General features: G+C 35.3%; 8 protein-coding genes and 6 pseudogenes. 11 read left to right on the top strand and 3 right to left on the bottom strand.

What is annotated here, in order from left to right; genetic code table 11:
* Positions 1-527, top strand: a pseudogene (locus J7E67_RS27940) (IS4 family transposase); the annotation flags it as partial.
* A gap of 397 nt (positions 528-924) precedes the next feature.
* Here J7E67_RS27940 and J7E67_RS27935 read toward each other — a convergent pair.
* Entirely contained in the window at positions 925-1,122 is a 198-nt protein-coding gene (locus J7E67_RS27935) for an IDEAL domain-containing protein (RefSeq protein ID WP_214733254.1), read from the bottom strand.
* A 731-nt stretch (positions 1,123-1,853) separates the two neighbouring features.
* Here J7E67_RS27935 and J7E67_RS27930 point away from each other — a divergent pair.
* Both J7E67_RS27930 and J7E67_RS27925 read left to right on the top strand, forming a co-directional pair.
* Positions 1,854-2,180 carry an ArsR/SmtB family transcription factor gene (locus J7E67_RS27930; RefSeq protein ID WP_214719012.1) on the top strand — a complete coding sequence of 109 codons (327 nt, stop codon included), beginning with the start codon at positions 1,854-1,856 and terminating at the stop codon, positions 2,178-2,180.
* Between the two features lie 72 nt (positions 2,181-2,252).
* Complete coding sequence (locus tag J7E67_RS27925; protein ID WP_214733255.1) at positions 2,253-2,777, top strand: SRPBCC domain-containing protein; 525 nt, start codon at positions 2,253-2,255, stop codon at positions 2,775-2,777.
* 1,049 nt (positions 2,778-3,826) lie between these two features.
* Here the strand turns inward: J7E67_RS27925 and J7E67_RS27920 are convergent.
* On the bottom strand, positions 3,827-3,988 hold the full coding sequence (locus tag J7E67_RS27920; protein ID WP_214733253.1) for a hypothetical protein: 162 nt from the start codon (positions 3,986-3,988) through the stop codon (positions 3,827-3,829).
* Between the two features lie 355 nt (positions 3,989-4,343).
* On the opposite strand from J7E67_RS27920, the gene J7E67_RS27915 reads away from it, so the two are divergent.
* The 6 genes and pseudogenes from J7E67_RS27915 to J7E67_RS27885 all read left to right on the top strand — a co-directional run.
* Positions 4,344-5,525 carry an MFS transporter gene (locus J7E67_RS27915; protein ID WP_214719011.1) on the top strand — a complete coding sequence of 394 codons (1,182 nt, stop codon included), beginning with the start codon at positions 4,344-4,346 and terminating at the stop codon, positions 5,523-5,525.
* A 737-nt stretch (positions 5,526-6,262) separates the two neighbouring features.
* On the top strand, positions 6,263-6,502 hold the full coding sequence (locus J7E67_RS27910) for a hypothetical protein (protein ID WP_214719010.1): 240 nt from the start codon (positions 6,263-6,265) through the stop codon (positions 6,500-6,502).
* A gap of 253 nt (positions 6,503-6,755) precedes the next feature.
* Positions 6,756-7,546: pseudogene (locus J7E67_RS27905) on the top strand (phosphotransferase).
* A 171-nt stretch (positions 7,547-7,717) separates the two neighbouring features.
* Positions 7,718-8,047 (top strand): annotated as a pseudogene (locus J7E67_RS31635) (GrpB family protein).
* A 116-nt stretch (positions 8,048-8,163) separates the two neighbouring features.
* The gene (locus J7E67_RS27890) at positions 8,164-8,544 is read left to right on the top strand and encodes an NUDIX domain-containing protein (RefSeq protein WP_214719020.1); all 381 of its coding nucleotides are present in this window, start codon (positions 8,164-8,166) and stop codon (positions 8,542-8,544) included.
* Positions 8,545-8,746: 202 nt separating this feature from the next.
* Positions 8,747-8,977 (top strand): annotated as a pseudogene (locus tag J7E67_RS27885) (metal ABC transporter solute-binding protein, Zn/Mn family); the annotation flags it as partial.
* A gap of 448 nt (positions 8,978-9,425) precedes the next feature.
* On the opposite strand, the gene tpx reads toward J7E67_RS27885, so the two are convergent.
* A complete protein-coding gene (gene tpx, locus J7E67_RS27880) occupies positions 9,426-9,923 on the bottom strand; it encodes a thiol peroxidase (RefSeq protein ID WP_214719007.1) in 498 nt (165 codons plus the stop codon).
* Between the two features lie 482 nt (positions 9,924-10,405).
* Here tpx and J7E67_RS27875 point away from each other — a divergent pair.
* Positions 10,406-10,777 (top strand): annotated as a pseudogene (locus J7E67_RS27875) (transketolase); the annotation flags it as partial.
* A gap of 14 nt (positions 10,778-10,791) precedes the next feature.
* Positions 10,792-11,169 (top strand): annotated as a pseudogene (locus tag J7E67_RS27870) (ribulose-phosphate 3-epimerase).
* Positions 11,170-11,376: the final 207 nt, after the last annotated feature.

Genomic DNA, 11,376 nt, shown 5'->3' with positions numbered 1-11,376 from the left:
TGGATTACGAGCGATTCGACCGCATGACGGACGAGGGCTATTGCTTTGTTTCCCGCCTGCAAAAGAACGCAGTCGTACGGTCACTCGAACACTTCGAACTACCGGAAGACTCTGTCGTAATGTCGGATGAAATGATTGTGATCGGCACTGCGCAGAACCGGTCAGAAAACGTGTTCCGTCTTTTGAAAGTGCTGGATTCCAAAGGCAATCAGCTGAATCTGATCACGAACCGGTTCGATTTATCCGCGGACGAAATCGCTGAACTGTACAAGTCCCGCTGGGCCATCGAACTGTTCTTCAAATGGGTGAAACAGCACTTGAACATCAAGAAGTTCTACGCGCAAAGTTAGCAGGGTGTACACAATCAGGTGTACATTGCGTTGATCGTCTACTGCCTGAACGTCCTTGCGCAATTGCGGACGAACAGCAAGCGAACCTACTTGCAGATCAGCCGCTATCTGAAGGCTTCCTTATGGAAGTCCGCGCATACCTGGCTCCGGAAAATCGAAGGGAAAAGCGTGCCATAACCCAAACAATCAGGCGCTGTTACACCAGTCAAAGGATATAGTAAAAAATTGGATGCATACTGTCTCTGTTCAGCTGTTTTCGTTTTTTCTCTTTAGAGCAGAGAATTATAAACAGAATATTCCGTGACCATTTGTGCGACGGCAGTGATAAAGTAAATGGGTATTTTCTATATGTCCGTGATTTAAAAAAGGCAATTGTCATTTTCCTTTTCTTATCAAACTTTTTATTCACTACTGAGTGGATGATTATTAAGAATAATTCCTAGTTCAACAATCGGGCGTTTTAATTAAACAAGCAGCTAAAAGGATCTTCCAGCCGAAGATCCTTTTTCAGTACCGATAATACCTCACTATGTTAATTTCATTTCAAAATCATCTCGATATATAATACAACATTTTAAGAAATATTTTTCAATTCCTCTGTTAGTCGTAGGAATTTTTCTTTGTTTCGATCCTGTAATGACTGGTCAATCTCTTTTAGGATTTGCTCTTTTCGTAAATTACGAAGGGCTTTGTTTAACAACGTTTCAGCAAATTCAGAATCCATGATGTTTACTTCAGGTTGTGGTGGTGTATTAAGAAAATTCCTTTCCATGGAAACCAACTCCTTGACCTTTTTTCTATTATACTAATGGTTTTCAGACTATTCAAATATTTTGCTTGATAGTTCCATGGTATTTATAGCTAATGTGTTTACATCTGAAAGTGTAAACTCATTGAAACCTCAGTCTAAAGATAGAATGATATAGATTAACGATTAAGAAACTGAAAGAATAATAGATTTTGAGATGAATTAAAAATATCCTTGTTTAAAGACCATAACTGAAATCAAATAGGTAAGATAAGAGTTTAGTTCAAATCGATCTTTATTAACAAAATCAGACAACGTTAATTTGCTTTCTCTTGACACTATTTTACCCCCTTATTTAGCTTCTTTATCTTTATGATTTCCAAGCTATTATTCTTTTATACATATAAATTAATAAAATATTTATTTTTGAGTATAAATTTTCTCACATATATAAAAAAGTTCTTGAAAATTTTATGAGTTTCTGGGCCTTTAATTGCTGAGAATAAATATTATGCAACTAGAAATATTCATTATCTTAAACAACTTCTTTTTTTCATACCGATCATAGACCTTTTCAGGAGTAATAAATGTTTAAACTCGCCAATCATGTTCCCATTAAAGGGCATTAAATGGAATTAGGCTTATTGAACGAAGGGGCAGATTAGTTAAAGTTCTTTTAACAAAATAAGTTTTTAATATTCCCTTACAAGAATATTCCTTGTGGGTTATATTGAGAGTGAAAGGAGAAAGGTAATATGGGCGTCAAAATCACAACAACTTTGAGTGCACTTGCCGAGCCCAACCGACTACACATAGTTGAGCTTTTGCGTGATGGCCCCCTCACTGTAGGGGAAATCGCCGAACGACTTAGTCTTCTCCAACCACAAACTTCCAAACATCTCCGCGTACTTAGTGAATCTGGGCTCGTCGAGGTGCAAGCAATTGCTAATCGGCGAATCTACAAGCTACGGCAGCAGCCATTCCAAGATCTAGATCATTGGCTGGAGTCTTTCCACAGTGTCTGGCATGAAAGATTCGATCGCTTGGATGATTATTTGGATGAATTGCAAGGAAAAGACTGATATTGTGACGAAAAAGATTACTACGGAAAAGAAGTGACGAATTATTACGAAAATATGGTAGGAGGAATTGAAATGTCCGAAAACAAAGTAACAAACAGTATGACAACTAACGTAGAAGGGCGAGTTCTTGTCATAGAGCGAATCTTCAACGCGCCACGAGATCTCGTATTTAAAGCATTTTCGGAGCCTGAGCGCTTGGCGAGCTGGTGGGGACCAAGAGGATGGCAAACAGAAAATCGCAAATTTGAGTTTAAGCCTAACGGCGTATGGTATTATTGCATGCGTTGCACAGATGAGAACCAAGACGAGTTTTTTTGCCAAGAATCTTGGGGGAAAGCTGTCTATCAAGAGATTATTGCGCCTGAGAAGATTGTCTATACAGATGTGTTTGCAGATCAGGAAGGTAATGCTGTCGATGGAATGCCAGAGATGCTGATTACGATGAATTTTATTGAACACGAAGGAAAGACGAAACTTAGTACGCGTTCTCAATTCGCGTCAATCGAGGCTCTTCAGCAGGTAATGGACATGGGTGCAGTCCAAGGAATGGCCTCACAATTTGACCGCCTCGATGACCTTCTGGAAGAGCTTCAGTAGATAAGATAACAAGTATTAGGAGTTGTTAAGGCAACTCCCTTATTTTTCTAACAGGGGCTATTTTTGAATAAGTACGAAAAAGTTTCAACAGTCCTTGATCTTCCACAATCGGGCGCAATTCTAGAATAAAAATTGTGCTCTTTCTTTATGTATAGGGTATTTTCTTGAATATGGGAAGGAATTATTAGAAAGTTATCTTGGCTTTCGTTATATTCCTTTAATCATTTCACATGTTCCAGTACCATCATTGAAACCCACTTGTTACGGCCTCTGTCACAAATCACCTTAAAACACTACTTTTCCATTATATTTTGTGTGACATTATATAAAAACACTTGCTAAAACTGGGTTTTAAATTAATTTTTTGACATTTAATATAAATTTCTTCTTTCCACGATCCCTAATTATTAAAAAATTCCCTCATTTTACTTTTACCAACCTGAAAGCTTTAAGGCTGCGTGTTTTCTTCAGAAATAGGGACTTCTCTTTCTTTGAACTTTTATCCAGATGGAAAACCAATCGGGTAATCTCCTTTGCCACTATTACCGGCTGACATTGAAATTTTTCGAAAAGATTACTTTCCCAACCAGTACTAAGAATGTAAACAGATTAATATTTTTTTGCTTTTTCATGATGCATCCTCCTTATTTTTCAAAGCTAGTTTACTATTTCTAAGTTAAGAATAGCACTCTATTCTCTCTCTTTTGAGTTTTATGTGAGGAGTTCTGACGTGCTAATTTATTCCATTTATGTATGTTATATAATTTTTATGACATATCTAATTTTGTCCAACTTAATCTTTCAATTTCTTTAAACAACTCCTCTTGGATTAAAAATTATCTTAAAGATTATAGAAGGAATGGAAATTGCCAAAAGTCCTATACTACACAAATCCCTAGTGAAAGCCTGCTGGATTATCTTATTTCTACAAGATATGGATCAACAGCGTTTGACATAGATCGGAACCGCAGTATACTGACCCGTACGATGTGGTGTAAGGGGATAAATAGAGGTTAGTGCCTCCCCCCATCTCAATTCTGTTGATTCATTTAACTAAAAATCAAACATCCATTGACCTTTTGTTTCATCCACTTACTAGGAATCTTTTGATTACTATACAATGAAGGCGTCATCCGGTTGTGCTTCGTATTCGTATAACTCAAAGTTGTCATGGTTGTATGTCCGATCGTTACGCCGCGTTTTTCCATCATCTCTACAAGATTCCGAAGATTATACCCAAGATGCCATCTTACTGTATAGGTATACTCCAGATTTATACATAACTAATCCACTTTGAGATTTTATACAAGAATCTATAATTAAAAGAAACCGAAAAAAGTATGGAAGGAAACCTGACAACAATTATTACTTTGTTTGGAATTGATAGTATGATGATCAAAGAATTTATAAGGGATATTTATACAAACACTTTAATAATCAACAACTGATCTAAACTTATCTATGCTCGAACTATATGCTATTAAATATAAATTACCAGATTTGTTTTAAATAATTATCTTAGAACTAGAACATTTACCATCAAGAGAAATGCAAGGGGCTGACATTATGAAACCAGAGGGTCAAACATCAGTACTAGTTTTATCAACTATATCAATGATTGTTTCATTTGCAGTTTGGTCGGTCTTTGCACCGATTGCTGTGGCACTTCAAGAAATTTACCATTTAAGTACAACCGAAAAAAGCATTCTTATTGCTACTCCGGTTTTGTTGGGTTCTTTGATGCGCATACCAATGGGGATTTTAACAGATCGATATGGTGGCAGAAGAATCTATGCTTTGACTATGTTATTTCTTATATTACCGATGGTTGGAGCGGGATTTGCTCATTCTTATGTCATGATGTTGTTCTGGGCATTTTTTATTGGCATGGCAGGAACAACGTTTGCTGTTTCAATTACTTATGTTTCTAGATTGTATCCACCACAAAAACAAGGTTTAATTCTAGGAATTGCAGGTATGGGAAATTTGGGATCAGCAGTGGCTAGTTTTTTGATTCCTATGATTTTTACTTCATACGGTATGGCCTGGGTGTTTTGGAGCCTTGCTATTGCAATTGGGGTTATGTCCATTACCTTCTGGATAGGAACACAAGATTCACAAAGACCAAGTGAGACCAAGACTTTAATAGAATCTTTGTCTGTATTAAAATTTAAAGAAACGTGGTTTTTATCCATTTTTTATTTCCTTACCTTTGGTTGTTTTGTAACTTTTAGTATTTATTTACCTACATTGTTGCATGACCTGTTTCATATTACAGCTCTTGATGCTGGAATAAAAACAGCAGGATTCGTTATATTGGCTACCTTTATACGTCCAGTTGGTGGGTATTTATCTGATCGGTTTGGAGCAAATAAATTGTTAACCGTTGTCTTTAGTGGTGTATTGTTATGTGGATTGTTCATCGCTTTTACAAAGGAAAATTTTATTTTCTTTAGTATTAGTTGTTTGATTATCTCCATTTTGGTGGGAATAGGAAATGGTGCAGTTTTCAAGATGGTACCTGAAGTTTCATCAGGGAATACAGGAGCGGTAACAGGTATTGTCGGCGCAGTTGGAGGAATTGGAGGTTTCTTTCCTCCAATTGCCCTGGGATTCTTAAAGGATATAACTGGAGATTATTTTCTGAGTTTTGCATTATTATCTATTCTCTCTCTGTTTTGTTTAATTATTAATCATACGGGAATTAATAAAACAAGAGTAAATTTAAGTACAAAGAAAATCGCATAAAAGAGTGTGTCCCAAAAGCCTAGCTTTTGTAACCTCGCTGTTGGACAGATGGATATGAGATGGTTCTTTTCCGTGTTATCCTGGCGGTGGACGTCCTCTTTACCATCTTTAAATTGTGTTGAAAATTATCCTTTATGCCTATGCCAAGGAACTCTATTCATCACGGGTCATATTTTCCAAGTATAGGGGAATATAGTACTATACTTGAACAGTCTGGATTTAGAGTATCATATGTTCATCATTTTGATAGACCTATCCCATTAACTGATGGAGAAAAGGGGTTGAATCATTGGTTAGATAGTTTTGAGGATTACAATTTCCCTGAGTTCTCTAAGTAAGAAAAAATGGCTATTTACGGAAAAATAAAAAATAAGATACAATCAGATTTATATAAAGATGGTATATGGGAATCTGATTATAAACGAATTAGAAATGTTGCCATTAAGAAAAGATAGTTACTGTTGCAGTGTGGTATGTTGAATGCCCTTGGAATTATAAGATCTAAGGCTGTTTTAATTTCCACTAACGAATTTTATGGTAACTAAATAAGCTTATATAATGGAATTAAAAAGAAAAATAATTTTCTTGTTCCGCAATCGGGCGCCATTCTTGAGGATAGGCGCTCATTTTGCATTTAGTGCTATATTGTTGAATTGAATACTTTTTACAATTTTACTTTATAGATAATTAATGGATGGTATAATAAGATCAAGAACAATTGGACGGGGGAGAAATTTGTGGAAGAAATCTTAAAACAAATTTTGAATGAACTAAAAGAAATGCGCGTTGACATAAATGAATTGAAACAAGGACAGAACAGACTGGAAGTTGGGCAAGAAAAATTACAAAAGAATCTTGTCGATAGTTTAGGATTATACACAGATAAAATTGTTGATCATATCGATGATAAAACTGAAGTATTAAACAAAAGAGTCTACAAAGTAGAAACAGAGATTGAACGATTGAGCAGACAGTAAGGAATCATACAGCCCTTACTGTCTTTTAGTTTATATCTCAAAAACTAACCGGAAATCTAAGAGTTATTCCACAAACGGGCGCTATCCTAGAACAAGGATAACGCTCATTTTTCATTTTAGGGCCATTTTCTAGAGAAAGAAAGGAAATTAGACGGTACATCTTGAATTTAAAGTCATGCCATTAAAGGGTCAGTTGAACAAACAGGATTTGTTTTACGGTATATAGAAAGTCATATTAGGGAGGAATATTTAGATGTCAAACCACGAAAACGAAGAAATGCTAACAGGAGGGAATGTCTCTAACGTTTATCGTTCGGGAGATACTGTGCGACGTGAATTAAAGCCAGATAGTCACAAAATTCATAAGTTATTAAAGCATTTGGAGAACAAAGGTTTTAGTTATGCACCAAAGTTTTTAGGTATTGATGAAAAAGGAAGAGAGATATTATCCTTTATTGAAGGAGAAGCTGGTAATTATCCTTTAAAAGAATATATGTGGTCTGATGATGTCTTAATAGAAATAGCGAAAATGCTCCGGCTTTATCATGATTCTGTGAGTGATTTTTCATTTGATAATAGCTGGCAATCGATAAATAACACCCCCAACAATTAGAGGTACTATGCCATAATGATTTTGCAATATACAACATTATTTTTAATCATGAAAGACCAGTAGGTATTATTGATTTTGATGTTGCTGGACCTGGTCCAAGACTTTGGGACATAGCTTATACTCTTTATACTTGCGTTCCCTTAAGTAGATTTTATCTTTCTGAAACAGATGAGAAAGTTTATTATAAATCATTACAGCATGCAAACCATATAAAACAAAGGGTTAGATTGTTTTTTGAATCTTACGGTGAGGGAATAGAAGAAGATTATTTGGAAATGGTATTGCTACGATTAGAAGGGTTATGTAAAACAATTACAAGAAAAGCCAGTGAAGGAGACAATGCTTTTCAAAAGATGATAGATGAAGGGCATCTTCAACATTATCAAAACGATATTAAATTCATTCGTGAACATGGAAAAGAGTGGATTTAAGGGTAGGTTTTTGTTGAACTAATAGGTGCTTAACTTCAATAAGACAAATATAAATCATCTTCCATAATCGGGCGCTTTACTTCTTGAAAGGGGTAAGGCGCTTTTGGTTGAATTAAAGAATAAGGAATTAGTTTTCGTTTTGATAAGTAAGTAATCGGTTAGGGGGGTATTATGCGAAAAACAGAAGTAGTTGCTTGGACTGAGAAGTGGAATGAGTTGTATCATGTTGAATCGGAAAAAATCAAACGCATATTCTATGATGAAATAATTGATATTTATCATATAGGAAGCACGTCTGTTCCACAAATTGGATATGCTAAGCCGATTATCGATATATTGGTTGTTGTAAAATAAATTAGTAATATTGATTTATACAATAAACAAATGGTCGAAATAGGTTATGATCCTAGAGGGGAGCAAGGTATTGAAGGAAGACGATACTTTAGTAAGGGAGGGAGTAACAGGACCCACCATGTTCATGTTTATCAGAACGGTACATAAATATAGAAAAACATCTAGCCTTTAAAAAATACTTAATTAAGCACCCTCAAGACGCTGAACAGTTAAAAAATAAAAAAACATTGACGGTTAAAAAAATTGCTTAAAGTAACAAAACTATGTATATCTTACCAGGCGGCGGTCAAGAACATGGAGAAACTTTAAAAGAAGCAGTTGTAAGAGAATGTTTAGAGGAAACCGGAGTTAATGTAGAGGCAAAAGAACTCTTGTTGGTTTCAGAATATATTGGAAAGAATCACGAACATGCCAAATGGGATTCTCATGTTCATGTTGTTGTTCATCTTTTCGCTTGTACCATAATAGATGAAAGTGATTTTGGTAAAGGAATTGAAACTGATTCAGGACAAGTGGCTCTTGAATGGATACCGTTAAAAGGATTATCAAACTACGATTTTTATCCAAAAGCTATAATACCACATTTAATAAATTACGGGATTCGTAATGAAATTGCTCAAGCATATGTTGGTGATATGGGTTAATTGAGATATGAAAGTTATTCAACTATCGGGCGCTTTAATTGAATAAGACAAATAAAAAGTCGATTCCTTTTACGTACAGGAAATCGGCTTTTTTGGGTGGAGTATTTGCTTAGCGTACAAAATTCGCGTTTTGCGGGCGCTATCCCTGTTAAGACTTATGTGACGTATTAGAGCAGCAACCCTGTGATCAAGCCCATTAGGGAAATTGGCGGAATTAACGGAATTAACTAAAGAAAAAAATGTAAAGGTTATTTATTTTGAGGAGCTAACTTCTTCAAAAGTCGCTCAAACATTAGCCAATGAAATAGGTGCTAAAACAGAAGTTTTAAATCCATTAGAAGGATTAACGAAAGAAGAGCAAGAAAAAGGTCTGGATTATATAGATGTTATGAAAAAAAATCTTGAGGCATTAAAACTATCCATTTTAAAGTAATTATTCAAATGAAGGATAGGAGTTTACCCGCGTTTTTAACTAAATCAGTATGTTGATTAAATTCACAATAAGTTACTTTATTATTTTTCTACAAATCTATTAAATTGATTTAGCTATATTACGTGATTTATAAAATCTGTTTATTTATTGAATAGCGGATAGTAAAAAAATGAGCTTGGAGAAGATTTGATATGCTCCCGATAAAGTAGACAGATTAAATAATAAAAATCTGTTTTACTTTATTGGGGGCTTTTTACTATGGGAAAAAGTGCTTATTCTGCACAAGAAAAGTATGAGTTAATTGTGGCTTAATCAATCTCCATATGATATTCGAATTGAATGGGGAAGACGTGGGGCACGAGAAGTAGAAAAGAAAAGGGATATGCCCTAAAGTATTCTTTGGGCACATCCTCTTTAAGATCACACTCTAGTTTGGAGAATTATCTGATTAGTAAGCCACTTTTGCCGCTTCGATAGCCGCTTCATAGTTTGGATGTTCTGTTACTTCATTCACATACTCCGTATATGTTACAACGTCATTAGAATCTATTACAAATACTGAGCGAGCTAGTAGTCTTAATTCTTTAATTGCTACTCCGAATGCTTCACCAAATGATAAATCTCGGTGATCTGAAAGGGTTTGGACATTCTCAATCCCATTTGAGCCGCACCAGCGCGCTTGAGCAAAAGGCAAATCTACACTAACTGTTAAAACCTTTACGTTATCAAGCTTTGCTGCTTCTTCGTTGAAACGGCGCGTTTGTGCATCACATACCCCTGTATCAATTGAAGGAACCACACTGATTAAACGTACCTGGCCCTTTGAACTTTCTAATGTTACCTCAGATAAATCATTGGCTAATACTATAAAGTTTGGAGCTTTGTCCCCTGCCTTCACTTGACTGCCGATTAATGTTACTGGCTTGCCTATAAATGTTACTCCCATGAAAAAATGCCTCCCTTTTAATTAATAACATATCTGTTCATATTATCTTCAATATTAAAAAAATTCAATTACTTATTATTTTTCTGTTTATTTAAACCCGGTATGCGAATCCTTTTATAATCAACTGTCTGTACAGTTACCATCTTTATATCACCTCCCTTTTAGATTCTTCTCAACTTTTGCTCCTTAACACCTTAAAACATAATACTTCCAACATCGCATCTCCAGTTCTCGTTCAACAAAACCAGCTTTTAAAATAAGGTAATGTTATTAATTTAAATAAGATCCAAGGTGAAAAATATAAGATTGAAGGTATACTAAAAATATAGGGTAACTTAGTAGACAAGTCAATCAATAAAATATTGTAAGCCCTTTATTTGGAATCTAAAAGTTGCAAGTCATAAATTAATGAGGTGGCGGACATGAAACATATAAGTATTGAAGAATTAAAAGAAAAAGCGATTGAAATGAGATAAACAGCGATAACCATGATTCACACGGCACAATCAGGTCATCCAGGAGGTTCACTTTCTGCAGCTGATCTAATGACAGCTCTATACTTTAAAGAAATGAACATTGATCCAAACAATCCTACTTGGGAAGATCGTGACAGATTTGTTCTTTCAAAAGGACATGTTTGTCCTATCCAATATGCGGCCTTAGCTTTACTTGGTTATGTCCCATATGAAACGATCTACACGTTAAGAGAGTACGGTTCTCCTTTTCAAGGACATCCAGATATGAAAAAGTGTCCGGGAATCGATATTTCAACAGGGTCACTAGGACAAGGACTTTCTTGTGGAGTGGGGATGGCAATAGCAGGAAAAAGGGATAAAAAAGAGTACCGAGTTTTCTTCATATTGATGTAATGGATGGCCACTTTGTGCCGAATATCACTATGGGTCCTCTTATCGTAGAAGCGATTCGTCCTGTCACAGCATTACCGTTAGATGTTCATTTAATGATTAAAAATGCGGATCAATAGATTCCTTCATTTGCAAAAGCAGGTGCTGATATCATTTCTAATCATGTTAAGGCATGTCCTCATTTATATCGTACCATTCAATTAATTAAGCAACATGGAATTAAAGCAGGTGTTGTATTAAATCCTGCTACACCTGTCAATCAAGTTAAACATATTCTTGAGGATATTGTTTTGATCTTATTGATGACAGTGAATCCGGGATTGGCGGGCAAAAATTTATTAATAGTGTATTGCCGAAAATTGAACAATTTTCACAGATAATTAAGCTGTGTGGACTATCAATTGAATTTGAGGTGGACGTGGTATAAACACAGACACGGCTAGACTATGTGTTGAAGCAGGAGCCAATGTATTAGTAGTCTGTTCCGATATTTATAATCAAGTGGATCGAAAAGCTGCAATTGAAACTATTAAAAGAGCATTATAATTTTAAAGATAGCTAAGCCGATAAAAAACCTCCGGATAACA

This window comes from Bacillus sp. ISL-46 (assembly GCF_018613205.1).
The sequence above is the reverse complement of the archived record's forward strand: the minus strand, read 5'-3'. Positions and strand labels throughout refer to the sequence as shown.

Coding starts and splice junctions, on each gene's coding strand:
- J7E67_RS27925 (WP_214733255.1), top strand. CDS start 2,253: ATGTCCGAAAACAAAGTAACAAACAGTATGACAACTAACGTAGAAGGG.
- J7E67_RS27935 (WP_214733254.1), bottom strand. CDS start 1,122: ATGGAAAGGAATTTTCTTAATACACCACCACAACCTGAAGTAAACATC.
- tpx (WP_214719007.1), bottom strand. CDS start 9,923: ATGGGAGTAACATTTATAGGCAAGCCAGTAACATTAATCGGCAGTCAA.
- J7E67_RS27890 (WP_214719020.1), top strand. CDS start 8,164: ATGTATATCTTACCAGGCGGCGGTCAAGAACATGGAGAAACTTTAAAA.
- J7E67_RS27930 (WP_214719012.1), top strand. CDS start 1,854: ATGGGCGTCAAAATCACAACAACTTTGAGTGCACTTGCCGAGCCCAAC.
- J7E67_RS27915 (WP_214719011.1), top strand. CDS start 4,344: ATGAAACCAGAGGGTCAAACATCAGTACTAGTTTTATCAACTATATCA.
- J7E67_RS27920 (WP_214733253.1), bottom strand. CDS start 3,988: ATGATGGAAAAACGCGGCGTAACGATCGGACATACAACCATGACAACT.